Source organism: Streptomyces sp. NBC_00016, from assembly GCF_045040885.1.
Taxonomy (GTDB): Bacteria; Actinomycetota; Actinomycetes; order Streptomycetales; family Streptomycetaceae; genus Streptomyces; species Streptomyces coriariae.
This window is the reverse complement of record NZ_CP108304.1, coordinates 2,618,856-2,645,194: the sequence shown is the minus strand read 5'-3', so window position 1 is coordinate 2,645,194 and position 26,339 is coordinate 2,618,856. Positions and strand designations below refer to the sequence as shown.

Annotated in this window: 25 protein-coding genes; 11 read left to right on the top strand and 14 right to left on the bottom strand. The window is 70.7% G+C overall.

What is annotated here, in order from left to right; genetic code table 11:
* Positions 1 to 13: 13 nt before the first annotated feature.
* A complete protein-coding gene (msrB, locus tag OG933_RS11610) occupies positions 14 to 424 on the top strand; it encodes a peptide-methionine (R)-S-oxide reductase MsrB (RefSeq protein ID WP_142266651.1) in 411 nt (136 codons plus the stop codon).
* Positions 425 to 505: 81 nt separating this feature from the next.
* On the opposite strand, the gene OG933_RS11605 is transcribed toward msrB, so the two are convergent.
* The 3 genes from OG933_RS11605 to OG933_RS11595 form a co-directional block, all read right to left on the bottom strand.
* Positions 506 to 1,519 (bottom strand): lysylphosphatidylglycerol synthase domain-containing protein, encoded by a 1,014-nt coding sequence (locus tag OG933_RS11605; RefSeq protein ID WP_362535814.1) that lies wholly within the window; start codon positions 1,517 to 1,519, stop codon positions 506 to 508.
* Positions 1,520 to 2,156: 637 nt separating this feature from the next.
* Positions 2,157 to 3,608: a sensor histidine kinase gene (locus tag OG933_RS11600; protein WP_405626918.1), complete on the bottom strand. Its 1,452-nt coding sequence runs from the start codon at positions 3,606 to 3,608 to the stop codon at positions 2,157 to 2,159.
* The gene (locus OG933_RS11595) at positions 3,605 to 4,297 is read right to left on the bottom strand and encodes a response regulator transcription factor (protein ID WP_405626916.1); all 693 of its coding nucleotides are present in this window, start codon (positions 4,295 to 4,297) and stop codon (positions 3,605 to 3,607) included. The genes OG933_RS11600 and OG933_RS11595 overlap by 4 nt, the downstream gene beginning before the upstream one ends.
* Before the next feature lie 152 nt (positions 4,298 to 4,449).
* On the opposite strand from OG933_RS11595, the gene OG933_RS11590 reads away from it, so the two are divergent.
* Genes OG933_RS11590 through OG933_RS11580 form a run of 3 tightly spaced genes read left to right on the top strand, consistent with a single transcriptional unit; the run spans position 4,450 to position 7,242 of the window.
* Complete coding sequence (locus OG933_RS11590; protein WP_405626913.1) at positions 4,450 to 5,787, top strand: ferric reductase-like transmembrane domain-containing protein; 1,338 nt, start codon at positions 4,450 to 4,452, stop codon at positions 5,785 to 5,787.
* 8 nt (positions 5,788 to 5,795) lie between these two features.
* On the top strand, positions 5,796 to 6,506 hold the full coding sequence (locus OG933_RS11585) for an FMN-binding protein (protein WP_405626911.1): 711 nt from the start codon (positions 5,796 to 5,798) through the stop codon (positions 6,504 to 6,506).
* Positions 6,507 to 6,528: 22 nt separating this feature from the next.
* Positions 6,529 to 7,242 carry an FAD:protein FMN transferase gene (locus OG933_RS11580; protein ID WP_405633354.1) on the top strand — a complete coding sequence of 238 codons (714 nt, stop codon included), beginning with the start codon at positions 6,529 to 6,531 and terminating at the stop codon, positions 7,240 to 7,242.
* 259 nt (positions 7,243 to 7,501) lie between these two features.
* Here the strand turns inward: OG933_RS11580 and OG933_RS11575 are convergent, their stop codons facing one another.
* Both OG933_RS11575 and OG933_RS11570 read right to left on the bottom strand, forming a co-directional pair.
* Positions 7,502 to 9,703 carry a glycosyltransferase family 39 protein gene (locus OG933_RS11575; RefSeq protein WP_405626908.1) on the bottom strand — a complete coding sequence of 734 codons (2,202 nt, stop codon included), beginning with the start codon at positions 9,701 to 9,703 and terminating at the stop codon, positions 7,502 to 7,504.
* Positions 9,700 to 10,560, bottom strand: coding sequence for a dolichyl-phosphate beta-glucosyltransferase (locus OG933_RS11570; RefSeq protein ID WP_405626905.1), 861 nt, complete (start codon positions 10,558 to 10,560; stop codon positions 9,700 to 9,702). Before OG933_RS11570 ends, OG933_RS11575 begins: the two co-directional genes overlap by 4 nt.
* A gap of 136 nt (positions 10,561 to 10,696) precedes the next feature.
* Here OG933_RS11570 and OG933_RS11565 point away from each other — a divergent pair, with 136 nt between their 5' ends.
* The 4 genes from OG933_RS11565 (at position 10,697) to OG933_RS11550 (ending at position 13,710) form a co-directional block, all read left to right on the top strand.
* Positions 10,697 to 11,095, top strand: coding sequence for a hypothetical protein (locus OG933_RS11565; protein ID WP_405626903.1), 399 nt, complete (start codon positions 10,697 to 10,699; stop codon positions 11,093 to 11,095).
* Between the two features lie 82 nt (positions 11,096 to 11,177).
* Positions 11,178 to 12,332, top strand: a complete 1,155-nt coding sequence (locus tag OG933_RS11560; RefSeq protein ID WP_405626901.1) for an ABC transporter ATP-binding protein — start codon at positions 11,178 to 11,180, stop codon at positions 12,330 to 12,332.
* A complete protein-coding gene (locus OG933_RS11555; RefSeq protein WP_362525192.1) occupies positions 12,329 to 13,045 on the top strand; it encodes an ABC transporter permease subunit in 717 nt (238 codons plus the stop codon). Before OG933_RS11560 ends, OG933_RS11555 begins: the two co-directional genes overlap by 4 nt.
* Positions 13,042 to 13,710 carry an ABC transporter permease gene (locus OG933_RS11550; RefSeq protein ID WP_362268935.1) on the top strand — a complete coding sequence of 223 codons (669 nt, stop codon included), beginning with the start codon at positions 13,042 to 13,044 and terminating at the stop codon, positions 13,708 to 13,710. Before OG933_RS11555 ends, OG933_RS11550 begins: the two co-directional genes overlap by 4 nt.
* A gap of 16 nt (positions 13,711 to 13,726) precedes the next feature.
* Here the strand turns inward: OG933_RS11550 and OG933_RS11545 are convergent, their stop codons facing one another.
* The 5 genes from OG933_RS11545 to OG933_RS11525 form a co-directional block, all read right to left on the bottom strand.
* Positions 13,727 to 14,176: a RidA family protein gene (locus tag OG933_RS11545; RefSeq protein WP_405626897.1), complete on the bottom strand. Its 450-nt coding sequence runs from the start codon at positions 14,174 to 14,176 to the stop codon at positions 13,727 to 13,729.
* A gap of 184 nt (positions 14,177 to 14,360) precedes the next feature.
* Positions 14,361 to 14,960 carry an ATP/GTP-binding protein gene (locus OG933_RS11540; protein WP_020125271.1) on the bottom strand — a complete coding sequence of 200 codons (600 nt, stop codon included), beginning with the start codon at positions 14,958 to 14,960 and terminating at the stop codon, positions 14,361 to 14,363.
* On the bottom strand, positions 14,947 to 15,390 hold the full coding sequence (locus OG933_RS11535) for a DUF742 domain-containing protein (RefSeq protein ID WP_020125272.1): 444 nt from the start codon (positions 15,388 to 15,390) through the stop codon (positions 14,947 to 14,949). Before OG933_RS11535 ends, OG933_RS11540 begins: the two co-directional genes overlap by 14 nt.
* Positions 15,391 to 15,421: 31 nt before the next feature.
* Positions 15,422 to 15,898 carry a roadblock/LC7 domain-containing protein gene (locus OG933_RS11530; protein ID WP_020125273.1) on the bottom strand — a complete coding sequence of 159 codons (477 nt, stop codon included), beginning with the start codon at positions 15,896 to 15,898 and terminating at the stop codon, positions 15,422 to 15,424.
* Positions 15,895 to 19,206 carry an ATP-binding protein gene (locus tag OG933_RS11525; protein WP_405626893.1) on the bottom strand — a complete coding sequence of 1,104 codons (3,312 nt, stop codon included), beginning with the start codon at positions 19,204 to 19,206 and terminating at the stop codon, positions 15,895 to 15,897. The genes OG933_RS11530 and OG933_RS11525 overlap by 4 nt, the downstream gene beginning before the upstream one ends.
* Before the next feature lie 402 nt (positions 19,207 to 19,608).
* On the opposite strand from OG933_RS11525, the gene OG933_RS11520 reads away from it, so the two are divergent.
* Both OG933_RS11520 and OG933_RS11515 read left to right on the top strand, forming a co-directional pair.
* Positions 19,609 to 20,565 carry an ABC transporter substrate-binding protein gene (locus OG933_RS11520; RefSeq protein ID WP_362525185.1) on the top strand — a complete coding sequence of 319 codons (957 nt, stop codon included), beginning with the start codon at positions 19,609 to 19,611 and terminating at the stop codon, positions 20,563 to 20,565.
* Between the two features lie 24 nt (positions 20,566 to 20,589).
* The gene (locus tag OG933_RS11515) at positions 20,590 to 22,722 is read left to right on the top strand and encodes an aromatic amino acid lyase (protein WP_405626889.1); all 2,133 of its coding nucleotides are present in this window, start codon (positions 20,590 to 20,592) and stop codon (positions 22,720 to 22,722) included.
* A 43-nt stretch (positions 22,723 to 22,765) separates the two neighbouring features.
* Here the strand turns inward: OG933_RS11515 and OG933_RS11510 are convergent, their stop codons facing one another.
* Positions 22,766 to 24,136 (bottom strand): glycoside hydrolase family 43 protein, encoded by a 1,371-nt coding sequence (locus OG933_RS11510; protein WP_405626886.1) that lies wholly within the window; start codon positions 24,134 to 24,136, stop codon positions 22,766 to 22,768.
* 205 nt (positions 24,137 to 24,341) lie between these two features.
* On the opposite strand from OG933_RS11510, the gene OG933_RS11505 reads away from it, so the two are divergent.
* The gene (locus OG933_RS11505; protein ID WP_405626884.1) at positions 24,342 to 24,758 is read left to right on the top strand and encodes an ankyrin repeat domain-containing protein; all 417 of its coding nucleotides are present in this window, start codon (positions 24,342 to 24,344) and stop codon (positions 24,756 to 24,758) included.
* A 181-nt stretch (positions 24,759 to 24,939) separates the two neighbouring features.
* Here the strand turns inward: OG933_RS11505 and OG933_RS11500 are convergent, their stop codons facing one another.
* The 3 genes from OG933_RS11500 to OG933_RS11490 are packed head-to-tail and all read right to left on the bottom strand — an operon-like array spanning position 24,940 to position 26,336.
* Positions 24,940 to 25,557 (bottom strand): ATP/GTP-binding protein, encoded by a 618-nt coding sequence (locus OG933_RS11500; RefSeq protein WP_362525176.1) that lies wholly within the window; start codon positions 25,555 to 25,557, stop codon positions 24,940 to 24,942.
* A complete protein-coding gene (locus OG933_RS11495) occupies positions 25,544 to 25,900 on the bottom strand; it encodes a DUF742 domain-containing protein (protein ID WP_383466824.1) in 357 nt (118 codons plus the stop codon). Before OG933_RS11495 ends, OG933_RS11500 begins: the two co-directional genes overlap by 14 nt.
* A 1-nt stretch (position 25,901) precedes the next feature.
* Positions 25,902 to 26,336: a roadblock/LC7 domain-containing protein gene (locus tag OG933_RS11490; protein ID WP_020125285.1), complete on the bottom strand. Its 435-nt coding sequence runs from the start codon at positions 26,334 to 26,336 to the stop codon at positions 25,902 to 25,904.
* Positions 26,337 to 26,339 lie beyond the last annotated feature (3 nt).

The following is a 26,339-nucleotide window of genomic DNA, read 5'->3' as shown; positions in this document are numbered from 1 at the left end:
GGGGCTGAGGCTCATGTCGTACGACGTCGAAAAGCCGGACGAGCAGTGGCGGACGGAGCTGACCCCGGCCGAGTACGCCGTACTGCGGCAGGCCGCGACCGAGCCCGCGTTCACCGGTGAGTACACCGACACCAAGGCCGAGGGCGTCTACTCCTGTCGCGCCTGCGGTGCCGAACTGTTCACCTCGGAGACCAAGTTCGACTCCCACTGCGGCTGGCCGTCCTTCTTCGACCCGAAGGACACCGACGCCGTCGAGCTGATCGAGGACCGCTCGCACGGGATGTTGCGCACCGAGGTGCGGTGCGCGCGGTGCGGTTCGCACCTCGGACACGTGTTCGCGGGCGAGGGATATGCGACTCCGACCGACCAGCGGTACTGCATCAACAGCATCTCCCTGCGGCTGGCGACGGACGGCGAGGGCTGACGGCAGGGGATGACGGCAGGGGATGACGGCGAGGGCTGACGGCGAGGCGGCCGGACCGGGCGGCCGGGGAGAGGCGACGGGTCACAGTTGCTTCCGCTGTACCAGCGCCGAGAGCACCAGCATCCCGGGCAGCAGCGGCAGCCACACCGTCAGCACCCGATAGCCGATGACCGTCGCGGTGGCGAGGGGCAGCGGGGTGCCGTAGCCGGCCAGGGTGAGGACCAGCGCCGCGTCGACCGGGCCGATACCGCCGGGTGCGGGGACGGCGCCTGCCGCGGTGCTCGCCGCGAGGAACGCGAAGAGCAACTGCGGCCAGGACAGGGGCAGGCCCAGCGCCGTTCCCACCGAGGCCACCACGCTCGCCTGGATCAGCGGCGCCGCGACCGCTCCGCCCCACAGGGGGAGGAAGCGGGCGGGGCGGGTGTGCAGATGCCGGGCATCGGTGAGGGCCGTACGGACGAAGTTCAGGGCGGGGCCGCGCAGCGGCCGTACGAGAACGAGCAGCGCCGCGGTCGCCGCGGGGGCCAACAGGAGGCCCGCGGCGGCCAGGAGCAGCGTCCGTCCTTCCGGGAGAAGCCTGGCGGGGGGTATGGCGCTGGGCGCGGCGAGCAGGAAAATCAGCACAACGGGTGTCTTGGCCACGGCTCTGACCAGGGAGTACAGCGCGATCGAGGCGGTGGCGCGGGGGAGGGCGACGCCCTGGCGTTGCAGGAAGCGGACCGTGACCGCGTGGGCGCCGATGCTCGCCGGCAGTATGTGGTTCGCGGCGCCCGCGGCGATCTGGGAGGCCACCAGCAGACCCGGTGGCAGCCGGTCCGGGATCGCCCCCTGACGGACGCAGGCCGCGGCGACCGAGCCCAGATAGGTGAAGAGGAGCCCCACCAGCAGCCACCAGGGGTCGGCGGTGGCGAGCAGGGCGGTGCCGTCTCGCACGGCGTGCCAGTCGACCACCGCCCACACTGCGAGCAGCAGGATCGGCGACAGGGTGAGGGCCCGGCGGGTGGCGGTGGCGGCCAGGGGGCGGCGGCGGTCTTCCGCGAGCGGGGGCTGGGGCGGTGGCGGGGACGCGGGGTCGTCGAGGGGCAGCAGGGACACGGCGCACGTCGTCCTTCCGCGTCGTGACCGCGCGCGGCGGCGCGACGGATCGGGCCTGGGGAGGGGACGGGGTAGTCGTTCCCCTCCGGTGTGACGGTGCGGTGTCCGTAAGCCGACGGAGCGCGGGCCGAAGGGCGACCGCAGTGCGGTGATGCGGGGTGCCATGCGGCTGGTGCCGTGAGGCAAGGTGCTGTGAGGTGCCGTGAGGCGGGGGGAGGCGCAGTGAGACTGTGGGATTTCTGCCCGTACCCCCCGGGGTTCATCCCGGGCACGCCCCGAGGTTCACCGGCCCGCAGTACGGGCGGCCCTCTCCGCGCGTGCCGGCCGGACGCCTACGGGGGTGGGGAAAGTTGTTTCCGCCGTACCGAAAGAGCAGCTCAGCTCAACTCTGCGGAAACCAGCCGGTTTCCGCGCCGGGCCTCTCCACAACGGGTGATCGTTGCTGTTGCTGTTGCTGTTGCTGTTGCTGTTGCTGTTGCGGTTGCGGTTGCGGTTGCGGTTGCGGTTGCGGTTGCGGCGGGCGCGGGCGCGGCGTCGTGCCGTGTCGTGCGCAGAGCCTCCCTGATCACCGATACTTCGCGTTACCGCGTTACCGCGTTACCGCGTTACCGCGTTACCGCGTTACCGCGTTACCGCGTTACAGCGCCTGCCCGGCCGTGACCGGTCCCCTCGGCAGCGTCACCGTGAACACCGTGACCCCCTCCACGTCGCCCAGCTCCAGCGTGCCCCCGTGCGCCCGGCTCAGGGACCGGGCGACGGACAGACCGAGGCCGCTGCCGCCGCGGTCACGGCTGCGGGCCTTGTCGACGCGGTAGAACCGGTCGAAGACGCGGTCGCGGTCACCCGGCGGGATACCGGGGCCCTTGTCGGTGACGTGGACGCGTGCCGTGTCCGCCGAGACGGCGACCTCGACGCGGACCGCGGTACCGGCCGGGGTGTGCACGGCGGCGTTGGTGAGGAGGTTGTCCAGGACCTGGCGGATGCGGTGCGGGTCCATCCGCAGCGGTACGGGGACCGGGCCGGGGGACATCGTCAGCGGATGGCCGGGGTGGCTCGCGCGGAACGCGTCGGCCGCCTGCTCGACCAGCTCCACCAGATCGGCGTTCTCCATCCGCAGGGGCGTCTCCACCTCGGCCGCGTCCAGGCGGGCGAGCAGCAGGAGATCGTCGAGGAGGAAGCCCATCCGGGCGGCCTCGGCACGCAGCCGGGCCAGGTGCTTGTCACGTTCCTCGGGCGCGTTGGCGGGTGCGTACTGGAAAAGGTCCGCGTAACCGCGTACCGACATCAGGGGCGTGCGCAGTTCGTGCGAGGCGTCGGCGACGAAGCGGCGCAGGCGCTGTTCGGCTTCCGCCCGCACGGCGAGGGAGTCGTCGATGTGCTGCAACATCGTGTTGAAGGCGGTGCGCAGCTCCTCGACCTCCGGACCGCCGCCGGGGGCGTCCGCGCGCAGATGCAGCCGGGACGCCGACTCGGTCAGGTCGTGCGAGGCGATGCCGTGCGCGGTGTGCGCCATGTCGCTCAACGGTTTCAGACCGTGTTTCAGCATCCGCCGGCCGAACACCACGAGCGCCAGCAGGGCGAGGCCGAAGGCGACCACCTGCATGGTGATCAGCTGGCGCACGGTGCCGTCGATGTCCTCCGTCGGCGCGGCACTGACCAGCACGACCCCGGGCGAGACCTCGCAGGCGCGCAGCAGGTAGGTGCCCTCGCCGTCGATCCGTACCGTGCGGGTGACGTCGGCGTCGACGTCCTCCATCCGCCGGGCCAGGGCGGTGAGCGCCGTGGTGTCCGAGGGCACGTCCGCGGGCTTGCGCAGCACGGCCGACCCCGCCGTGACGTCGTACACGGCCGTGTACCAGCCGTAGTACGGCTTGCGTTCCACGATGCCGTGGGCCTTGGCGTCCTTGGACTGTACGACCTGGACCAGCTTGATCTGGTCGCGCAGCTGATGATTCAGGTAGTCCCGCATGTACATGGTCAGCGTGGCGCCGACCACCGCGAACACGACCAGCGACAGCGCGCCCAGGCCGAGCGCCAGCCGGGTGCCGAGCCGCAGTCTGCGATACGCGTGCCGGAAGCGGCCGATCACTCGGTCGCCTGCCGTATCACGTACCCGAAACCGCGTACCGTCTGGATCAGCGGGTCGTCGCCCGTCGTGTCGAGCTTGCGACGCAGTCGGCTGACGACCAGTTCGACGACGTTGGAACGGCCGCCGAAACCGTATTCCCACACATGGTCGAGGATCTGCGCCTTGGTGAGCACGGTCGGCGATTTCCGCATCAGATAGCGCAGCACCTCGTACTCGGTGGGGGTGAGCGTCAGCAGTTTTCCGCCGCGCCGGACCTCCCGGGTGTCCTCGTCCATGGTGAGGTCCGACACCCGCAGCACGGAGCGCTGGACACCGGGACCGGCGCTGCGTCGCAGTACGGTCCGCAGCCGGGCCATCAGCTCCTCCACGGCAAACGGTTTCACCAGATAGTCGTCCCCGCCCCGGGTCAGCCCCGCGACCCGGTCGGCGACCCCGTCGCGTGCCGTCAGGAACACCACCGGCACCATCGTCCCGCTGTGCCGCAGCCGGTCGAGCACGCCGAAGCCGTCGATGTCGGGCAGCATCAGGTCGAGCACCACGATGTCGGGGTGGAAGTCGGCGGCGCGGCGCAGCGCCTCCGCACCCGAGTTCGCGGTGACCGCTTCCCAGCCTTCGTAGCGGGCGACCGTCGCCACGAGATCGGCGATCGGCGGGTCGTCGTCCACGACGAGGAGTCGTACTTTTTCCACCTGCTCATAGTGCGCCACACACCCCGCAGCGCCAGACCCGCGTCTCACGTGTGCGCGAATCGATAAGATCTTGAAAGTTGTACGACAGGAAAACGACAGCGAAGCACGGACAAGCTCTGTGTTCTGAGGACCCGATCTAGGAGCTTCCGTCCGTGACGACCGTCCAATCGCCTCCCGTACCCCCCACGGCGATACGTCCCAAAGTAGTGGCCCGCACCGGCCTGTACGCCGTGCTGGCCGCGAACGCGGCCGTCGTGACCCTCTTCGCCGTCCAGGCGGGTTTCGCCTCCAACGCGCTCGTCGTGATCGGCCGCTTCGCCGGCCTGTACAGCGCCCTGCTGATGGCGTTCCAGCTGCTGCTGGTGGCCCGGCTGCCCTGGCTCGACCGCCGCATCGGCATGGACCGGCTGACCAACTGGCACCGCTGGACCGGTTTCAGCCTGTTGTGGACGCTGGTCGGCCATGTGGTGTTCATCACCTTCGGCTACGCCGAATCGTCGTCGATGAACCCGGTGAGCCAGCTCGTCGACCTGGCCGAGACCGTCGAAGGTGTGCTGCGCGCAGCCGTCGCGATGGTGCTGATCCTGGTCATCGGCGGCGTCTCCGGCCGCTGGGCCCGGCGGCGCCTCGCCTACGAGACCTGGCACTTCATCCACCTGTACACGTACGTCGCCGTGGTGCTGGCCTTCACGCACCAGGTCGCGGTCGGGACGACCTTCACCGCGTCGTCCGCCGCCACGGCGTACTGGTACGCGGTGTGGGGCGTCGCCCTCGGCTCGGTGCTGCTGGGCCGGGTGGTCCTGCCGCTGTGGCGGAACTGGCGCCACCAGTTGCGCGTCGAGGCTGTCGTTCCCGAGGCCGACAACGTCGTAAGCGTTTACATCACCGGTCGTGACCTGGACCGGCTGCCCGCCCGGGCCGGCCAGTTCTTCCTGTGGCGGTTCCTGACCAAGGACCGCTGGTGGCAGGCGAACCCCTTCTCCCTGTCTGCCGCGCCCGACGGCACCAGGCTGCGCCTCACCGCGAAGGCGGCCGGCGACGGCTCCGCCGGACTGCGCCATCTCAAGCCCGGCACCCGTGTCTTCGCCGAGGGCCCCTACGGCGCCTTCACCGCCATGCACCGCACCCGGCCCGAGGCCCTGCTCATCGCCGGCGGTGTCGGCGTCACCCCGATCCGGGCGCTCCTCGAGGAGATCGACGGGCACGCGGTGGTCATCTACCGGGTGGCCGGCGAGCGGGACGCCGTGCTCTACGACGAGCTGCACGAACTCGCCCTGGCCAAGGGGGCCGAGCTGCACCTGGTCACCGGGCCGCCGGTGCCGGACCGACTGGCGCCGCGTGAACTCGCCGCGCTCGTACCGGACATCGCGGAGCGGGACGTCTTCCTGTGCGGGCCGCCGCCGATGATGAACGCGGTCCTCGGCACCCTGCGCGAGCTGGACGTGCCCAAGCCGCAGATCCACTTCGAACGCTTCAGCCTGGCGGGATGAGAGACATCGTGAAGCGAGTAATCCCTGTTCTGGTCCTGTCCGTGGCGGGTCTGATCCCGGTCTGGCGCTACGAGCCGTCGACCGGTACGACATCCACCACCGAGGCTGCCTCGACGCCCTCCGTGTCCTCCTCCACGTCGTCCTCGGGCTCCTCGGGATCGACCACCTTCACCGGCACGACCGTGGCCACGGAGAAGGGCGACGTCCAGGTCCAGGTGACCTTCGAGGGCGACAAGATCACGGCCGTGAAGATGCTGAAGCAGCCGAATCATCCGCAGACGACCGCGGCGGTGCCGAAGCTGATTGCGGAAACGCTTACCGCGCAGAGTGCGGACATCGACACCGTTTCCGGTGCGACCCTCACGAGCGACGGTTACAAGGAGTCGCTCCAGGCCGCGATCGACGCAGAAGCGGCCGCCGCCTCCGCGTCCCCCTCGGCCTCGGCAGCCGCCTCGGCGTCCCGGACGGTGGCGGGTCCGACCGTGGCCACGGAGAAGGGTGACGTCCAGGTCCAGGTGACCTTCGAGGGCGACAAGATCACGGCCGTGAAGATGCTGAAGCAGCCGAATCATCCGCAGACGACCGCGGCGGTGCCGAAGCTGATTGCGGAAACGCTTACCGCGCAGAGTGCGGACATCGACACCGTTTCCGGCGCGACCCTCACGAGCGACGGTTACAAGGAGTCGCTCCAGGCCGCGATCGACGCGAAGGGCGCCTGACGTGCACCGCGTCGAACACGTCATGGGGTTCCCGGTCTCGCTGCGGGTCGACGACACCGTCGTCCCCGACGGGACCGGGGACGCCGTGTTCGCGTGGCTGCGCGAGGTCGACGCACGGTTCAGCCCGTTCAAGGCCGACAGCGAGGTCTCCCGGTACGGCCGGGGCGAGCTGCCGGCCGACGAGCTGAGCGCCGACCTCGTGGAGGTGCTCGACATCTGCGAGCGGTACCGGGTGGCCACGGGCGGCGCCTTCGACATCCGGCTGCCCGGCCGCGGCCTGGACCCCTGCGCGGTGGTCAAGGGCTGGTCCGTGCAGCGGGCGGCGGAGCTGCTGACCGGGGCCGGACTCAGCCGGTTCTGCCTCAACGCCGGGGGTGACGTGGTCGTTTCCGGCGGTCCCTGGCGGGTCGGCGTACGGCATCCCGAGATCGCCGACCGGCTGTGCACCGTCCTCGACCTCACCGACGGAGCCGTCGCGACCTCCGCTCGCTACGAGCGCGGCGACCACATCCTCGACGGCCGCACCGGCCGGCCGGTGACCGGCCTCGACAGTCTCACCGTCGTGGCCCCGACCCTGACCGAGGCGGACACCGTCGCCACGGCCGCCTTCGCCTTGGGCGCGGACGGCGTCGAGTGGGCGGCCGCGCGGGACGGCTGCGAGGTGTACGCCGTACTGCCCGGCGGACGCGTGTTGCGCACCGGCGGGTTCCCGACGGCGGTGGCAGCGGCCGCGTGAGCGTCGAGGCGGCGGCCCTGGGCGCGGCCCTGTGGCTGCTCGGCTGGGGCGCGACGGTCCTCGCCTGGGCGTCGGGGCGGGGACGCCGGCCGCAGACGCGTCGTCAACGCCGGTGTCGCTGACCGGGTTGCTCCGGTTGCAGCTCGGCTTCGATGACAGCTCGCTCTGAAGCGGTTTCACGAACGTTTCAGGGCATGCGGAAGGCGGGCCGCCGGTGGAACCGGCGGCCCGCCTCTTGTGTTCCGTTGTTCCGTGGTCCTCAGCCGACGTCCGACGCGTCCAGGCGGTAGAGACCGCTGTAGTCGGACACGGCTGTTCCGTTCGCCTTGACCCAGGTGGAGATCTCGGAGTTCGAGGAGCCCTGGCCGCTGTCGCCGACGACGATGTAGTGCAGCTTGCCCGCCTTCACGAGGCTCTTCAGCTTGGCCAGCGTCATCGCGTTGTCGCTGCCGGACCAGCCGCCCATCGAGATGACCGGCTCACCGGACTCCAGAATGATCGAGGAGGCCGTCTGGTCGGTGGCCACCGCGACCAGCCAGCCGGCGCCGTCCTGGTTCTTCTTCAGATACGTGATCATCGCGGACGACACCTGGGTACCGCCGCCCATGCCCCCGCCGGTGCGACCGTCGGCGCTGCCGGACTCGGTGGTACCCGACTCGGTCGAGCCGGACTCCGCGGTGCCTGATTCGGTCGTGCCCGACTCCGCCGTACCCGACCCCGTCGAGCCGCCGTCGTCCGTGGAGTCGCCGCTGTTCGACGGAGGTTGGCCCATTTCCTGGCCGTCGCCCGAACCGCTCGGCGCATCACCGGAGTTGGTTCCCGGTCCGCCGCCGGCCCCGCTGGGCCGCTGGCCGCCACCACCGCCCATGCCCCCCATACCGCCGGTGCTCGGCCCGGCCGTCGGGTTGGTGCCGTTGGTGCTGGAGGTCGCGGCCGAGGCCGAGTAGGCGGCCGGGCCGGCGAGCAGCGCCACCACCGCCGCCAGTGCCGCGACGCCCATGAGCCGCTGCCGCTTCGAGAAGCGGGCGATGAGCAGCCCGATCACCGAGGCCGCCCCGGCCACACCGGCGACGACCTCGGCGACCGTGTACAGCGTTCCGGAGCCGGAGACCTGCTGGAGGAGTACGACCGCCCACACCGAGCTCGCCGCCACCGCGGCCGGCAGCGCCCAGCCCATCCCCCAGTCTCGGCTTCGCTCGGTCGGGGGGACCTCCACCGCCGCGGAGCCGTTGCGGAAAGCGTTGTAGAGCATGACGCCGCCCGCGCCGGTCAGGGCCGCGATACCGGGAGCCATGGCGGTGACGTAGTACGGGTGGAAGGTGCCCTCGGCGAGGGCGAAGGTCAGGTAGTGCAGGACGAACCAGCCGCCCCACAGCATCAGCGCGGCACGCCTGGCGTCCGTACGGGGCGCCCGGCCGCGCAGGACGAGACCCGCCACCAGCGCGATCGCCGCGAAGGGGATCAGCCAGGAGATCTGGCCGCCCATGGTGTCGTTGAACATCCGGTACAGGCCCGCCTCGCCGCCGAAGCTGGCTCCGTTGCCCTGCGAGCCCACCGACGAACTCGCACCGAAGATACGGCCGAAACCGTTGTAGCCGATGACGAGATCCCAGACCGTGTTGTCCGTGGAGCCGCCGATGTAGGGGCGGGACGAGGCCGGGATCAGATCGACGACCACCATCCACCAGGCACTGGAGACGATCAGCGCGACCGTGCCGACGGCAAGGTTGCGTATGCGCTTGCCCAGCGAGGCGTTCGCGGCCCACAGGTACACCAGGAAGAAGGCGGGCAGGACCACGTACGCCTGCATCATCTTCGTGTTGAACGCGAAACCGATGGCGACGCCCGACCACACCAGGGGCATCAGCCGGCCGGTGCGCACCGACTTCAGCAGTGCGGCCGCGCCCAGCAGCATCAGGAAGACGAGGATCGGGTCGGGGTTGGTGTCCCGGGTGATGGCGACCGTGATCGGGGTGAGCGTCAGCGCCAGCGCGGAAATCGTCGCCGCCACCGCGCCGAAGTCCCGCTTGACGAGCCGGTACAGAAGCGCGACGGAACCGGTTCCCACGGCGACCATCGGCAGCATCAACTGCCAGGTGCCGTACCCGAAGGCACGGGCGGACAGGCCCATCACCCACAGGGCGAACGGCGGCTTGTCGACCGTGATGAAACTGCCCGCGTCCAGGGCGCCGAAGAAGAACGCCTTCCAGCTCTTGGTGCCGCTGTAGACGGCCGCGTCGTAGAAGGTGTTGCCGGTGATCGAGGAGAGGTTCCAGGCGTAGAGGGCGGTGGCCAGGACGAGGATCGCCCAGAGGGTCGGGCGGGCCCAGCGCGGGTCCTCGGGTGCGCCGGTGAACAGACGCCGGGCGCGGGAGGCGAGTCCGCCGTCGGCGGGCGGGGCCGACCGGTGGCGGGCGCCGTCCTCACGGACGGGGGCGGGCGGCGGGGCGAGTGTCGTCATGACGCGTACTCCAGGTGGGTGTTCGCCCCGGTGGGCAGGACGGCGGCGGGGGTGGTCGTGCGTGCCGTCGGCACCTGGGGGGTGCTCGTGCGGCGGGGTACGGCGGGGACGCGGGTACGGCCGGCGAGGGTGGAACGGAGCATCCGGCCCATGCCCCTGAGGTCGTCGACGGCCGTGCGGACGATGTCGACCCGGCTGTCGGGGTCGTCGGTCCAGTCGACCGGCACCTCGTGGACGCGGAGCCCGTTGCGCTGGGCCAGGACCAGCAGTTCGGTGTCGAAGAACCAGGCGGTGTCCTCGATGTGCGGGGCGAGCGCGCGGAAGACGTCGGCGCGGACCGCCTTGAAGCCGCACTGCGCGTCCGAGAACCGGGCGCCGAGGCCGGCCTTGAGCAGGAGGTTGTAGGAGCGGGAGACGAACTCCCGCTTGGCGCCCCGGACCACGGCCGCCTGGCGGTGCAGCCGGCTGCCGACGGCGAGGTCGCTGTGGCCGGACAGCAGCGGCGCGACCAGGGGGAGGAACGCCTCCAGGCCCGTCGACAGGTCCACGTCCATGTAGGCGACGACGTCCGCGCCGGAGCGGTTCCACACATGTTTCAGGGCGCGGCCCCGGCCCTTCTCCTCCAGGCGCATGGCGTGCACGTGCGGGAGCCGGAGCGTCAGGTCGGTCGCCGCGTACCAGGTGGCGTCCGTGCTGGCGTTGTCCGCGATCGTGATGCGGAACGGGAACGGGAAGGACTCTTCGAGGTGTGCGTGGAGACGGCCGATGCTGTGGGCGAGGACGTGTGCCTCGTTGTACACCGGCACCACGATCTCGACCGACCGCTGCCGGACGCCTCCCGCGTTCGTTTCGTTCATGGGCATGACGATCGGGGCCATGTCTGGGGGATCCCTGAGCCGGTCCTGAGGGAAGAGTGAGAATCAGCGGACTCACAGGTTGCACACAGTGGAAACCCCTTTCACCCAGGTGCGGGTGGCGTGATCCACTGGCGGTATGAGCCTGACGAGCGAGGTCTTCCTGGTGGGGGACGACGGTGACCTCGACCTCCTGACCGGGGAGCGGGACGGTCGGCCCGCCGGCACGGACCTGGCCGGGCCGGAGTCGTGGCGCAGGACGGTCTGGGGATCACGGGCCATCCGCCGGATCGGCGCCCGGTTCCTGCCGGCGCTGGTGAGCGTGCACAACGGCGATGTCGTCGCTCCGGACGAGATCCCCGCCTTCCTGGAGGAAATCGCTCTGGTACGCGCTTGCTCGGAGCGTCTCGCCGCCGAGACCCGCCCGCCCGACCGGACGGTCGAGAGCCACCGTCACCACATCTCCGGCCGACTGGACGGCATCGAGGCGAGCGCGCGGTATGCGCAGGGGGCCGGCGGCGGGCTGCTGATCTGGTAAGCGGTCTAGACTCTCCCCGCAACGGCCCGAACTCGTATCGAGAGCGGGCAGAAATTGCCAGACCCGAAGGGTATTCGGCGCTTTGATACGGATAGATTCAGTCACCAAGCGATACCCGGACGGCACGGTGGCGGTCGACCGGCTCTCCCTCGACATCCCGGACCGTGCGATCACCGTCCTCGTCGGCCCCTCCGGCTGCGGCAAGACGACCACCCTGCGGATGATCAACCGGATGGTCGAGCCCAGCGAGGGCACGATCGTCATCGACGGCGTCGACAGCCGTCAGCAACCGGTCAACACCCTGCGCCGGTCCATGGGTTACGTCATCCAGAACGCCGGGCTCTTCCAGCACCGGACGATCGTCGACAACATCGCCACCGTGCCCCGGATGCTCGGCTGGAGCAAGGACAAGGCCCGCGCGAGGGCACGCGAGCTGATGGAACGGGTGGGGCTCGACGCCTCGTTCGCCAAGCGCTACCCCTACCAGCTCTCCGGCGGCCAGCAGCAGCGCGTCGGTGTGGCCCGCGCACTCGCCGCCGATCCGCCGGTACTGCTCATGGACGAGCCGTTCTCCGCCGTCGACCCCGTCGTCCGCAAGGGCCTGCAGGACGAACTGCTGCGCATCCAGGCGGAGTTGGGCAAGACCATCGTCTTCGTCACACATGACATCGACGAGGCCGTGAAGCTCGGCACGATGGTCGCGGTGCTGCGTACCGGCGGCCGGCTCGCCCAGTTCGCGCCACCGGCCGAGCTGCTGTCCGACCCCGCCGACGCGTTCGTCGAGGACTTCCTCGGCGCCGACCGGGGCATCCGGCGCCTGTCGTTCTTCTCCTCCGCCGGCCTGGAACTGCTCACCACGCCGATCGTCGCGATCGACTCCACGGCCGAGCAGATCGCCGCACGGGGCGCGACCGACGCCCCCTACCTCCTCGTCACCGGCCTGGACGGCCGTCCGCTCGGCTGGAGCGAGCCCGGCGCGCTGACGGCCGGACGGGTCGACGCCGGCCGACTCCTGCCGTACGGGCGGCCGTTCGTCGCCGAGCGGGACTCGCTGCGCGCGGCCCTCGACTGTGCGGTCCTGTCGCCCACCGGCTGGGCGGTCGCCGTGGACGCCGAGGGCCGGGCCGCCGGAGTCGTCTCCCAGGCCGCCATCGGCGAGGCCATCCGCGGTGCCCACGCGGCAGGCCGTGAGGAGCAGCCGTCGCCCGAGGAGACCGCCCAGAAGGTCATCCGGTGAACCGCTTCTTCGACATCCCCAGCGACCTCCAGCACGACTGGTTCGGTCTCATCGGGCTCCATCTGCGCGAGGCCCTGCTGCCGGTGCTGGGCGGGCTGCTGCTCGCGCTCCCGCTGGCCCAGCTGTGTGTGCGGCTGCGCTGGCTGTACCCGCCGGTGCTGTGGGTGACGACCGTGCTCTACGCCATCCCGTCCCTGGCCTTCTTCGTCGTCCTCATCGACTACACGGGGCAGACCGAACTGACGGTGATGATCCCGCTCACCATCTACAGCCTGGTGGTGCTCGTCCCGGCGATCGTCGACGGCGTCCGTTCGGTCCCGCAGGAGACCCTCGCCGCCGCGACCGCCATGGGCTTCGGACCCGTACGCCGTTACATCCAGGTCCAGTTGCCGATCGCGGTGCCGGCCATCATCGCCGGCCTTCGGGTGGCCACCGTGTCCAGCATCAGCCTCGTCAGCGTCGGCATGCTGATCGGCAACCAGGGCGCGCTGGGCAACCTGCTGCACGACGCGCAGATCTACAACCGGCCCGAACTCGCCTGGAACTCCGTGATCACCAGTGCGGTTCTGGCGGTGCTCGCGGACGCCCTGCTGGTGGTGGTACGCATCCTGCTCACCCCCTGGATGCCGAGCGGCGCGCGCGGCGGAAAGTCCAAGGCCGCCGGGGTCCGGCCCGATCCGGCCGTGCCCGCCCTGGAGGACGCAGCCCGGTGAACGTCATCAATTTCGTAAACGCCTTCTTCAGCGACAGCGCACACTGGCACGGTTACGACGGAATCCCCACCCGCGTGTGGGAACACGTCCAGTACTCCCTGGAAGCCCTTGCTCTCGCCGCCGCGATCGGGCTGCCGATCGGCCTGATAACCGGTCACTACGGGCGGGGCGGAAACGTCCTTTCTCTTGTTGCCACCGCCGGCCGGGCACTGCCCACCTTCGGCCTGCTGGTGGTGACGACCATCGTGCTCGGGTTCGGCATGCTGCCCGTGATGATCCCGCTGGTCGTCCTCGCCGTCCCGCCGATCCTGGTCACCACCTACGAGGCGGTGCGCTCCGTCGATCCGTCCCCCGTGGACGCCGCGCGGGGCATGGGCATGGGGGAGGCCGGCATCCTGCTGCGCGTCGAACTGCCCGTCGCGCTCCCGCTGATCTTCGGCGGTCTGCGGTCGGCGGCCATCCAGATCGTCTCGACGGCCACCATCGCCGCGTACGTCAGCCTCGGTGGCCTCGGCCGCTACATCGTCGACGGTCTCTACCAGCACGACTACGAGAAGGTGGTGGGCGGTGCCACCCTGGTCGCCGGCATGGCACTCGCGACGCTCGCGGTGTTCTGGGCGGCGGCGAAGGTGACGGTCTCGCCGGGAGTGCGCAGGAGCAACTAGGACAGGTCTCCTGGCACTAGGACAGGTCCTGGCCCCGGGGTGGCCGTACGGCGATCGCGTCGACCTCGAACAGCATGCCCGGCAGGGCGAGCGAGGCCACCCCGCTCAGGGTCTGCGCAGGCAGCCGCTCGCCGAAGCGGGCGTGCAGGGCCTTGCCCAGGATCTCGAGCCTGCCGGGGTCGTGGTCGACGATGAACGTGCCCAACCGCACGACGTGGCGGAGCCCGAGACCCACCCCGGCCAGCGCCGCTTCCAGCCGGTCGAAGGCCAGTTCCACCTGAACGGCGAAGTCGCCGGCCACGGGAGCGCCCGACGCGTCCGAGGCGTACTGGCCCGCGAGGAAGACCGGTTCGCCGGGCGCCGACACGGCATGGCTGTAGCCGAAGGGTGTGGGGTCGTGCAGGGCGGGCGGGTTGGTGATCGTACGGTCGTCGCGGCTGTTGCTGTTGCTGTCGCTCTGGCTCATGACGGAAACAACTGCGGTGCGGGGGAAGGGCATTCCCTCGCACCGCAGTTCTGGCCCGGTCGCGCTGCCTTTGCTGTTTCCGACGGTTCCGGTTGTTTCTAACCGGTTCCAGTCGGTCCCGACGTTTCTGCCTGTTTCTGGCCGTTTCCAGTCGTTACCGACGTTCCGGCCGCCCAGTGCGCCGTCAGCCGCCCGACCGGGCCAGCGCCTGTTCCAGCACGACCAGCAGCGCGTCGCGTACCGAGCCGCGCTCGCGCGCGTCGAACACGAGCAGCGGGACGCCTTCGGACACGTCGAGGGCCCAGCGGACCTCGTCCAGCGTGTGCGCGATCTGGCCGTCGAAAGCGTTTACAGCAACGGCGAACGGGATCTGCTTGTGCTCGAAGTAGTCGACTGCGGCGTAACAGTCGTCGAGACGGCGGGTGTCCACGATGACGAGCCCGCCGACCGCGCCCTCCACGATGTCGTCCCACATGAACCCGAACCGCTCCTGCCCGGGCGTGCCGAACAGATACAGCTTCAGCGTCGGGTCGATGGTGATGCAGCCGAAGTCCATCGCGACCGTGGTGGTGGTCTTGCGCGGGGTGTGGCTGAGGTCGTCCACACCCGCCGCGACCTCGGTGATGGCCGCCTCGGTGGTCAGCGGCTCGATCTCGGAGATCGAGCCGACGGCGGTGGTCTTGCCCACGCCGAAGCCGCCCGCGATCACCAGTTTCACCGGCAGCGGCGGCCGTACGGCGGCCTGGCCGGCCGAGGTGCGGACCAGCGGTTCAGTCGGTGTCACGGAGTACCCCCCGGGAGTCGGGGATGGCCCGCAGGCCATCGATAACCCTGCGCAGAACGGATGCGTCGTGGGTGACGCCGGAGTCGGGCACGTGCACCGACAACTGCCCCGCCGTCCGGAGGTCCTCGGCGAGGACCCGCACCACGTTCAGGTGCAGCCGCAGCCTGGCCGCGATCTCCGCGATGGACTGCGGGACGCGGCAGGCGGCGACGATGTCGTGCTGTTCGAAGGAGAGCCGGCCGAGCGCGTCGAGCCCGCCGGTGGTGGCCACCAGCTGGGTCTCCACGGGCATCGTCCGGCCGGACGACGCCTCGCCCGCGCCACCCGCGACCCGGCCGGCGGTGACCAGGAAGGGCCGGACGGCGGGTGCGGGGCCGACGGGGGCGACGCCGTCCTCGCCGGCCCCGCGCGGTGTGCGGCCGTCCGCCATCGGTGTTCGCTCTCTCTACGGTGGCACGCGCTCAGCGCGTACGCGTGGCGCCGACGCTGTTCTTCAGTTCCAGGACGAGCTGTGGGCTGAGCGCCGTGCCGGCGCGGTTGGCGAACACCGTCATCTCGTAGGCGATGTTGCCCAGCTTGGCCTCCTTGTCGGTGACGACGCCGAGCACGGCGCCGCTGCCGATCGCGGAGACCAGGACGTGGCCGCCCTCCAGGTCGATGATGACCTTGTTCAGGCCGCCCAGGCCGTAGTTGCCGGAGGCGCCCGCGGCCAGGCTGGTGATGCCCGACACGATCGCGGCCAGCCGTTCGGAGTCGGCGTGCTCGCGCAGCTCCGACACCGCGATCAGCAGTCCGTCGGAGGACACCGCGATGGCGTCCACGACCCCCGCGGTCTCGGTGGCGAAACGGTTGAGCAGCCAGGTGAAGTCGGCTGCGGCGGCCCGCAGGTCGGTCGGCTTGGCGTCTCCGGCGGGAGTCTCACCTGTCGACGTGCTCACTGCTCGGCTCCTTCCGGAAGGTGGTTCTGGTGGTGCGTGGTGTCCCGGCCGGTGATCGGGTCATTGATCGGCTCGGTCCGGCCGGACGCGTCGGACGGCGCTGTCCGGTCGGTCGGGTCGGTCGAAACGTCGGGACGGTGGTCGTGCCGGCGGTCGTTCCGGCGGTCCATCGGGTCTTCGGTGGTGGGGGTGAGGGGGCGGGGGGCGGCGGGGCGAGGGTGTTCGCCGGTGTCCCGGTGGGCGCGGGCCACGGCCGCCTCGAACTCCTCCAGTGAATCGCGCACGGCGTCCGCGTCGGCGGGGCGGACGGCCTGCCGCGCGGCCTGTTGGGCGGCGGCCTCGGCGGTCGTCCGCAGCGTCGCCCCGCGCACCCGTCGACGGAGCGGACGGGAGCCGTCGGGACCGACGGCGAACGCGTCGGCACCGGCCCGGGCGGAAGCGGAGGTGGGGCCGGCGGGACCGGCGGCGCGGTCGAGCGGGAAAGGTTCGGCGCCACGGTCGGCGCCGCCGTGCTCCGTCCTGCGGCCGGAGTCGCCGGGGCCGCCCGTGGCGCGGGCGGGGCCGCTCCCGGGGCCGGACGGGTGGGCGTGCGGCGCGGGCTCCGCCGCACGGGCGGCGGGCCGGGACTCGGCCGCGTGGACGTGGGACGACTCCGCCGGACCGGTGGGGGTCGTGCGCTCCGCCGTACGGGCGTGGTCCCCGGGTTCGTCCTGCGCGCGGGCGTGCAGCGTCGCCTCGGCCGTGCGGGGCGCCGGGATCCCGACGCCGGCCGGGTAGGCGCGGGTCGCGGGCTCGGCCGTGGTGTCCGGCTCGGCCCCGGTGGTGGCCGGAGCCTCGGACGGGGCGGCATCGGCGAGGGGTGCCGGCTTCGCCGTACGGGCGGAGACACCGGTTTCGACGTCACGGTCGGAGGAAGCGGTTACGTCGGCGTTCCCGGAGGAAGTGGAGCCGGTTCCGGCCGTAGGGCTGGAGGAACCGGTTTCCACCGGACGGGTCGAGACACCGGTTTCGCCGGTTTCAGTGGAAGTGCCTGTCACCGTCGAGGCGGTGGCGATGGCCGTGGCGGCGTCGGTGTCGCGCGTCGGGTCGTCGGTGCCGGCCACCGGAGTGAGCGGGGCCGCGGCCTCTCCTTCGCCCGGGGACGGGTCACGGCGGGGGACCCGGCGCGGGAGCGCGGTCGGATCGTCCTCGTTCGTGGCCCAGGACGGAACCGTGGACGGGATCGAGGACGACGGCGAGGGTCCGGCCGCGGGGGCGGACGGGGCGGCGAGCGCTGCCGTGGCCGGGGAAGTGCCGGTGTGCGCGGGCCTGCCCACCGGGCCCAGCTCGCTCATCGTCAGGAGCAGCGTCGACGGGATCATCACCTCGGCCGTCACGCCGCCGCCCGGGGTGCGGGAGAGGGTGACGTCGACGTCCCAGCGGCGGGCCAGCGCGCCGACCACGAACAGACCGAGCACCTTCGTCGGGACGACGTCGAGGCGCTCGCGGCGCACGAGGCGGGAGTTCTCCTCGGCCAGGCGCTCGGCGCTCATGCCCAGGCCGTGGTCGGCGACGGTGATCGAGGCGCCGTCGGCGTCGGAGCCGACCACCACCTCGACGGGGCTGCCCTCGGGCGAGAACGACACGGCGTTCTCCAGGAGTTCGGCGATCATCAGCGTGAGGTCGCCGATGATGTCGGGCTCCACCAGGGACTCGGTCGCGGCACGCAGCTGAACCCGCTGGAAGCCCTCGATCTGGCCCAGCGCGGCGCGTACGACGTTGGTGAGCTCGGTCGGTCCGGCGTCCAGGACGGTCTCGCGGATGCCGGCCAGCAGCATCAGGCTGTCGGCGTTGCGGCGCAGGCGGACCGCGATGTGGTCGATGGAGTAGAGGCGTTCGAGCAGCGCCGGGTCGGTCTCACCGCGCTCCACCGCGTCGATCAGCGCAAGTTGACGGGTCGTCAAGTTGCTGACGCGGCGCCCGACGTTGCCGAACATCTCGGCGACGTTGCGTCGGCTGAGCACCTGGCGTTCCAGCAGCGCGGCCGCGGTGGTCTGCACGTTGTTGAAGGCCTCGGCGAGTTCACCGATCTCGTCGTCCGCGGTGACGGGCAGCTCACGCAGCCGCGGGGGCCCGGACTCCTCGGCGTCGTCGTCGGCCACGCGGGCGAGTTCGCGGCCCGCGACGTCGGCGACCTCCTGGGCGGCTCCCGTCAGCGCCAGCACCGGGCGGACCACGGAGCGGCGTACCAGGATGGAGAAGGCGATCCACAGGGCGAAGCTGAGCAGCGCCAGGCTCAGCAGCAGACCCGCGCGCCACTGGGCGCTGGAGGCGGTGTCGTCGGCCCGGTCGGCGATCTGGTCGATGAGCGACGCGGTGATCTTCAGCCGGGTCCGCGCCTGTGCGCTGTAGTCGGGGTAGGAGGCGATGGCCGCCCGGAACGCCGTACGGATGTCGGCCTTGGACTCGGCCTGCAACGCGCTGGGATCCACGGCCAGTTCGGCGTAGTGCTGGCCGATCGAAGCCTGCGAGGAGTTGTGCTCGATGCCGCCGAACTCTTCGTTCTGCGTCTCGTTGGCGAATCGCTCGAACCGCTCGGCCTGGTAGGTGAACAGCTCGTAGGAGCCGACCGCGCCGGTGAACTCGATGAGCGCGTTGCTGTCACCGGTCCGGGCGGAGAACACGCCCGTCTCGAAGGCGCCGTGCGCGGCGTCGGCGCGCAGCAGCGAGTCGAGGAGGTTGCCGGTGAAGGTCGTCGCGAGGTCGGCGTTGCGGTCCAGGCCCAGGCCGTCGATGAGACCGTCGGCCGCACCCGAGTACGCGGGGTCGATGTTGTCGGCGGGCAGATAGCCCTGCTCGATGGTGGCCCGCAGGCCGGCCAGGCCCTGGACCTCCTTCAGCGCCTGCACCTCGGTGTCCGGCAGCCGGTCGCCGAAGGCGTCGACCACCTTGTGCACCTGCGCGTCCACGGCGGCCTGGGCCTGCCGGTAGCCGTCGGTGGAGGGGGTGCCGCCGTCGAACGACGCCTCGTGCCGCACGGAGAGCAGGATCGCCTGTTGGTGCTCGTCCTGCAGGTCGGCGACGAGCTGGGCGACCTGGGCACTGTCACGCACCAGTTGGGCGGCGTCCTCGGCGCGGTTGGACTCCTGCACCAGGTCGACGATGAGGTACGTCAGCAGCAACGCGATCACCGTCAGCGGGATACCGACGAGTACGTTCAGCTTGCGCTGGAAGGGCCACCGATCGGCGAATCCCCGCAGACCCCGGCGTGCGGACGTGGGTGCCGAGGATGCCGACCGGGCGGACGCGTCCACCTCTTTCGTGGACACCGGGCCTCCTTCAAGGGGGTGCTGCTCGCGTGCGAGGGGCGTTTGCATGCGTGCCGACTTTCTGCACGCACGTGTCCGAATATGAATGATACGGAAGCGGCCCCCGTACACCGCTGTGGCCGACGCCGACTGCTGTGGCGGACGCCAACTCCGGCGAGACTATCGCCTATTCGAACGGTCGAGCGCGTCGCCCTACGTCAAGAATCCATTACGAAGCGGTGAACCGGAGCCGTTCAGGGGCCTTCAAAGGGGTACACAGGTGATCTACCGATCCGGTCGAAGGTGATCACGGATCGAAGCCAATCGGTAACCCGGCTCCTCTTGACTGATCAAGAAGCGGGTGGATTGGATCAGGCCAGAGTGTTTGAGTTCTCATCAACCCCCCAGCTCGGAACGGGAACCGTGACTACCAACGCCCACAGCAGCAGGTCCTTCAGGAACCACCCAGGTGCGGCGGCCGTCGCCCTCGCGGCGGCGACGGTCCTGCTGGCGGGATGCTCCTCGTCCGACGACACCTCCGACCCGCTCGCCGGCGACAAGGCGGCCGGCGACACCGTGGTCGTCGGCTCCAACAACTTCGCCGAGAGCATCCTGATCGCCGACATCTACGGTGAGGCCCTGAAGGCCAAGGGCATCAAGGTGTCCTACAAGCCCAACATCGGCAGCCGTGAGACCACGTACGGCCTGCTCAAGAACGGTTCCATCACCGTCCTGCCGGAGTACAACGGCTCGCTGCTGGCCTACCTGGACGCTAAGGCCGAGCAGACCTCGCTCGCGACCGTGAACGCCGCGGCGAAGGCCAAGCTCGACTCCAAGCTGACGTTGCTGGAGTCGTCGCCGGCCGAGGACAAGGACTCCGTCACGGTCAACGCGGCGACCGCGAAGAAGTACAACCTCACCGCGACGTCCACGCTCGCCGACCTCAAGGACATCGCGCCGGACCTGGTCCTCGGTGGCTCGCCCGAGTTCCAGACCCGCCAGCAGGGCATCCTCGGCCTGGAGTCGGTGTACGGGCTGAAGTTCAAGTCCTTCAAGGCCCTCGACGCGGGCGGTCCGCTGACCCAGGCCGCGCTGAAGAAGAACACCGTGCAGGCCGCGGACATCTTCACCACGGACCCGACCATCACCAAGGAGAAGTTCGTCGTCCTCCAGGACCCGGAGAACCTCTTCGGATTCGCGAACGTGACCCCGCTGGTCTACAAGAGCGGGCTCTCCCAGGAGGGCATCGACGCGCTCAACGCCGTCTCCGCCAAGCTCGACACCAAGGCCCTGCTGGACCTGGACTCCCAGGTGCAGCTGGAGAGCAAGGACCCGCTGGACGTCGCCAAGGCCTGGCTGAAGTCGGCCGGCCTCGGCTGAGGTTCCACCGGATCACGTGAACCGTTGGAAACAGCAGCAAACGGACCGACCCGGGTTTCTCCGCACCGCGGGGGCGCCCGGACCGTCCTGAACGGAACCACCCTCACCGTCGGCGAGCTGATCGCGCTCGTCGACGGTGCGGCCGTGCCCGCGGTGGCTCCCGAGGCCCGTGAGCGGGCCGCCCTCTCCTGGCGCACGGCGCAGGCGCTCGCCGCCGCCGGACGGCTGTACGGCCGCGGCACCGGCGTCGGCGCACAGCGCTCGGTGCCCGTCGACGAGGGCGACGAGGCCGCGCACGGTCTGCGCCTGCTGCGCAGCCACGCGGGCGGAGCGGGTGCTCCGCTCCCCGCCCGCCAGGTCCGCGCCATGCTCGCGGTACGGGCCAACCAGCTCCTGGCCGGCGGCTCCGGTATCCAGCCCGCTCTCATCGATGCCCTCGTCGACGCCCTCCGTCTCGGCGTCCACCCGGCGGTCAACGAGTACGGCGGTGTCGGCACCGGTGACTTGACCGCGCTCGCCCAGACCGGCTTGACGCTGATCGGCGAACGGCCGTGGCTGAGCGGCGAGTTGGCCGGATCGGAGGAATCCCCTGGGTCGGACGGTGAGCCGGCCGGCCTGATGGAGGGCGCCGACCCGGGCGGCGAGTCCGTCGCCGCGGCGACGAAGCCCGCACCTGACGGCCCGCCGGACGCGGGTACGGGAACCGCACCCGGCGAGGTGTCGGCCGCGGGGGCACGACGCGCACCGGGTGGAGCGTCGGTCGCGGGTACGGAACGCGCACCGGGTGGGGTGTCGGTCGCAGGGGTACAACGCGCACCGGGCGTGGTGACGGGTGCGGGCGCGGAACGTGGATCGGGTGGTGTGTCGGCCCGTCCGGTGAAGGCGCGGCCAGCGCAGGCCGGTCTGGGCATCCCGTCGAGCGAGCCCGGGCCCGAGCCGGAGCCCACGCCCGAGCCGGAGCCCGAGTCCGAGCCGAACACGGAGTGGGCCGGCCCGTCACCGAGGGCGGGATCGGTCGCAGCCGCAGCCGCTGCCGGTGGCGAGCTCGCCGCGGCTGCTCGGTACGTCGTCGCGCCCGCAGTTCAGCTCGTCACTCTGCCCGGACCTGCCGCCGAAACCGTCTACGTCCCCGTTTCCGCCTCGGTGACGGCAGTCGTTTCCGGCCCCGGTGTCCCCACCACCGCCCGCTCCACCGGGCTCCCGGCCCCGGTCGTCCTTCAGCCCGGTGACGCGCTGGCCCTGCTCAGCAGCAACGCCCTCGCGTTGGCACAGGCCGCGCTCGCCCAGCGCGAGCTGGACATGTTGCTGCGGGCCACGCATGCCGTCGCCGCCCTGTCCCTCGCCGCGGTGTCCGGCTCGCCGGAGGCGTACGCCGCGCCCGTGCACGCCCTGCGGCCCTATCCCGGCGCGGCCCGCGCGGCCGGTGAGGTGCGGCGACTGCTCGGCCTGCCCGACCGGCCGCACCGCCGCCAGGGCCGGCGTATCCAGGACCCCTTCGGGTTCCGTGCCTTCCCGCAGGCGCACGGCTGCGCCCTGGACGCCTCCGAGCGACTTCGGGAAGTCATCGAGGTGGAGGTCAACTGCCCTTCGGAGAACCCCCTCATGGATCCCGACGGCACCACGGCCTACCACCACGGTGGCTTCTTCGCCGCGCCCCTGGGCCTCGCCCTGGACGCCGCGAACCTCGCCCTGCTGCAGACCGCGCAGCTCTCCGCCGCTCGCCTGACGGCGCTCGGCGACTCCGGGCTCACCGGTCTGCCCCCCTTCCTCGGCGGGGGACCCGCGACCAGCTCGGGCACGATGATTCTGGAGTACACCGCCAACTCCGCCCTGGCGGAACTGCGTTCGAGTACGACTCCCGCCTCGGCCGGCCACGCCGTCCTGTCGCGAGGTCTGGAGGAGGCCGCCAGCTTCGCCGGACAGGCCGCCCGCCAGACCTCGCGGACAACGGACGCCTACACCACCGTCCTCGCGTGTGAACTGGTCGTCGCCGTAAGGGCTTTGAGGATGCGCCCGGTCCAGGCGGAGTCGCTTCCGGCGCCGGTCGCGATGCTCGCCGCGGCGACGGCCGTTCTTCCCGCGGGCACGGAAGACCGTCCGCTGACCGGCGACGTGGCGGCGGCGGCCGAACTGCTGCCCCGGCTCGCCGAGTTGTGAGCCGGTCGCCCAGAGGGCGGCCGGCTCCGGTGACGGGTCTCGTTCAGTAACCCACGTAGAACGTCGCGTCCTGCTTCTCGGTGGCCGTCGAGACCGGGTCGATGCGCAGTACGTAGTTCGCGTGCCGGATGTAGCGCGTCGGGTTGTTGTAGGAGCGGAACGACGCCCATCCGGAGTCCGCCAGGCCCGCCGTACGGTAGAAGGTCGCGTCCCCGGCGAAGGCCGATGTGCCGTCGTTGACATCGAGTTGGAGCTGGTAGTTGTAGTGCCGCAGGTACCGGGTCGGGTAGTTCACCGATTGGAAGGAGACCCCGGTGCTGTCGGCCAGGCCGGGTACGAGCTTCCACTGGGAATCGGTGTAGAGGTCGAAGGGGTACGTGTCGATGCGGCCGACGTAGTTGGCGTGGCGGACGTAACGGTCCGGGTAGTTGTAGGACTTGAGTCGGTTCCAGGCCGGGGCGCCCCACTTGGCGACGAGGTTGCTGTACTGCGTGCTGGTGATCGTCGTGACACCGCAGTGCTTGGAGTTCACCGGCTGGGTGTACGTCTTCTGGTCGAGCGCGGTCCAGGTGCCCGCCGAGAGGTCGGTGGACTGCCAGGCGTAGAAGACGCCGTTGGGTGTGTAGGTGTCCCCCCAGAGCCACCAGGTGCTGGAAGTCAGCGACTTGACGAGGGTCGGCGCCTCGGTGCCGCCGTGGGCCACCCCGGTGTTGAAGACCGTGAAGCTGCCGGGGTCGAGGGAACTGGACCGGGCGCCTACCAGCGTCTGGTCCTTCTTGAAGTAGAGGTAGTTGACGCCGTTCACCCCTACGGCCATGTCGCCGTCGATCACGTCGTAGCCGGGGTCGAAGAAGACCTGGGGGGCGGAGGCGGTGACGAAGTCGGTGGTGTAGTTGACCATGATCACGTTGTGGCCGCTGCTGTTCACGGCGGAGTAGATGAGCGCGTACTGTCCCCGGCCCGCGTCCCAGAACGCCTCCGGCGCCCAGCTGTGGGTGTTCATGTCGTGCAGCTTCAGCCGGTGGTAGCCGGTGAAGGTGCGCAGGTCGGTCGAGTTCCACACGTGCACGTACTGGCTGACGTAACTCCAGTCGGTGCCCTTGAGGTCGGTGGCGATCACCACGTAGGTGCCGTCCTGCTTGCGCAGGATGAACGGGTCGCGCAGCCCCAGCGCGCCCTCGGTGGGCGTGACCACGGGGTTGTTCTGGTTCAGCGGCATCCACTGCAACCCGTCCGTACTGACGGCGAGGTGGAGGCCGTAGTCGGTGCCGGCGCCGAGGCTGGTCGATTCGGTGAAGTAGCCCATCACGTAGGCCGAGTCGGCCGCGTGGGCGGACGGGACGCCGAGGGTGAGGGCCAGGGGGACGGAGGCGGCCGCGCCCAGGACGAGGCGGCGGGAGGGGTTGGGGGTCATATGCGCTCCAGGGATGCGGGGTGCCCTTTGATGCCGACTCGGTTCGAAATGTCGAACCAGGTTCGGTGAGTCGGTCAGAAAGTAGGGGCGCGCGAGGAACAGGTCAATCACTGGGACACGCTTGGCGGTTTTCCGCCTTGCACCTGTGGGTGCCCCACGGAAATTGCGGCGATCTTGTCGCCGGTCCGGGCTACTCTCGGCGACCGTGAACAGGAGACGGCAGAAGAAACTGACGAAGCGTCTGTTGTCGGCGGTGATGTTCGGGGGCGGTGCTCAGGTCGACCTGCTGCTGCGGGCCGGCGCCGACCCCTCGGCCGCCGATGTCGAAGGAACAACTCCGTTGTACGCGGCTTGCGTTCAAGGGAACGCCGACGTCGCGCGCAGGCTGCTCGAGGCCGGTGCGCCGCCCGACGCCGAGAGCGCGGGCCTGGGGGCCGAGGGAACCCCGCTGTGCGCGGCGGCCTGTTGGGGCCACATCGACGCGGTCCGCACCCTGCTCGCCCACGGCGCCGACCCCAACCTGCGCGAGGACCACGGCACCGGCCTGACCCCACTCGAGTGGGCGACCGCCGGAACGCATCCGGAAACGGTTGCCGTACTGCGTGCCGCGGGAGCCCACTGACGGACGGAGTCCCGGACACTCGCAGGCCAAGCGGCCAAGCGGCCAAGCGGCCAAGCGGCCAAGCGGCCAAGCGGCCGGGCGGCCGGGCGGCGCTGGGCGGCCAAGAGGTCGGGCGGTCGCGAATTGGGGCGGCTCGGGCGGCTCGGGCGGCTCGGGCGGCTTCGTCGGCTCGGGATGCCGATCAGTGTGCCGGGCTCGGCTGGAGCGTGACGTCCTCGATCAGCCGGTCGATCAGAGCGATCAGCACGTCCCGGCACGAGTCACGCTCCCGCGCGTCGCACAGCAACACGGGAACATGTGCCGGCAACGCCAGCGACTCCTTGATCTCCTCCGTCGGATACGGGTGCAACCCGTGGAAACCGTTTACCGCGACAACGAACGGGATCCCGCGGCGCTCGAAGAAGTCGATCGCGGCGAAGCTGGACTCCGGCCTCCGCACATCGATGAGCACCACCGCCCCCAGGGCGCCGATCGCCAGGTCGTTCCACATGAACCAGAACCGCTGCTGACCGGGCGTGCCGAACAGATACAGCACCAGGTCGTCGCCGATGCTGATCCGCCCGAAGTCCAGGGCCACGGTGGTGGACCGCTTCTCCTCGATGCCCTTGAGGTCGTCCACCTCCAGCCCGGCAACGGTCAGCGGCTCCTCCGTGCGCAACGGCGCGATCTCGCTGACCGCCCCGACCATGGTGGTCTTTCCGACGCCGAAACCGCCGGCGATGAGGATCTTCACCGTGTCGGGTGCCGCGGCCGGCCCGGGGCTGAGGGCGGTGGGAGCGGTGGAATCAGATCCGGCCAAGGCCGTCCCTCACTTTCTCCAGCAGATCGAGATCCGGGGTGCCGGTGACGGAACGGGGCGGCCGGGCCGTGATCAGGCCCGCCTCCAGCAGGTCGCAGAGCATGATGACGACCACGCTCACCGGCAGGTCGAGATGGGCCGCGACTTCCGCCACGGCGAGCGGCCGGGCGCACAGCCGCAGGATCCGGATGTGCTCCGGCTGCGGCCGCGCGGCCCGCTCGGGCGGCGGGTCGACCGCGGTCACCGTCGTGATGAGCGTGAAGTCGGCACGGCTGGGCCGGGTCCGGCCACCGGTGAGGGTGAACGGCCTGACGAGTCTGCCCGCTTCGTCGCCTCCGCTCACCTCACCCGCCGTTGGTGCGGACGGCGGGACCGACATGGGCCCGCGGTGCCGCGCTGAGGTGCTCGCCGATCTTCTTCACCAGCATGTTCATCTGGTACGCCACCACGCCCACGTCCGCGTTCTTCCCCGCGAGTACGACGAGATGGGCCCCCGGGCCGGCCGAGGTCAGGATCAGGTAGCTGTTGGCCATCTCGATGAGCGCCTGGCGCACCGGACCGCCCCGGAAATCCATGCTGACGCCCTTGCTGAGACTCATCAGGCCGGACGCGGTCGCCGCGAGCCGTTCGGCGTCCTCGCGCAGGAAACCGGTGGACTTGCTCACCACCAGCCCGTCCTCGGAGAGTACGACGGCCTGGTTCACGTCGGCGACCCGGTCCACGAGACCGGTCAGGAGCTGGTCGAGCTGGGTGTTCGTGCCGGGGATGGAGCGTGTCATCGC

Bases quoted from the DNA above. Each gene is read 5' to 3' on its own strand.
- OG933_RS11565 (WP_405626903.1), top strand. From the start codon at position 10,697: ATGAGCCTGACGAGCGAGGTCTTCCTGGTGGGGGACGACGGTGACCTC.
- OG933_RS11545 (WP_405626897.1), bottom strand. From the start codon at position 14,176: ATGAGCCAGAGCGACAGCAACAGCAACAGCCGCGACGACCGTACGATC.
- OG933_RS11535 (WP_020125272.1), bottom strand. From the start codon at position 15,390: ATGGCGGACGGCCGCACACCGCGCGGGGCCGGCGAGGACGGCGTCGCC.
- msrB (WP_142266651.1), top strand. From the start codon at position 14: ATGTCGTACGACGTCGAAAAGCCGGACGAGCAGTGGCGGACGGAGCTG.
- OG933_RS11570 (WP_405626905.1), bottom strand. From the start codon at position 10,560: ATGAACGAAACGAACGCGGGAGGCGTCCGGCAGCGGTCGGTCGAGATC.
- OG933_RS11580 (WP_405633354.1), top strand. From the start codon at position 6,529: ATGGGGTTCCCGGTCTCGCTGCGGGTCGACGACACCGTCGTCCCCGAC.
- OG933_RS11510 (WP_405626886.1), bottom strand. From the start codon at position 24,136: ATGACCCCCAACCCCTCCCGCCGCCTCGTCCTGGGCGCGGCCGCCTCC.
- OG933_RS11575 (WP_405626908.1), bottom strand. From the start codon at position 9,703: ATGACGACACTCGCCCCGCCGCCCGCCCCCGTCCGTGAGGACGGCGCC.
- OG933_RS11490 (WP_020125285.1), bottom strand. From the start codon at position 26,336: ATGACACGCTCCATCCCCGGCACGAACACCCAGCTCGACCAGCTCCTG.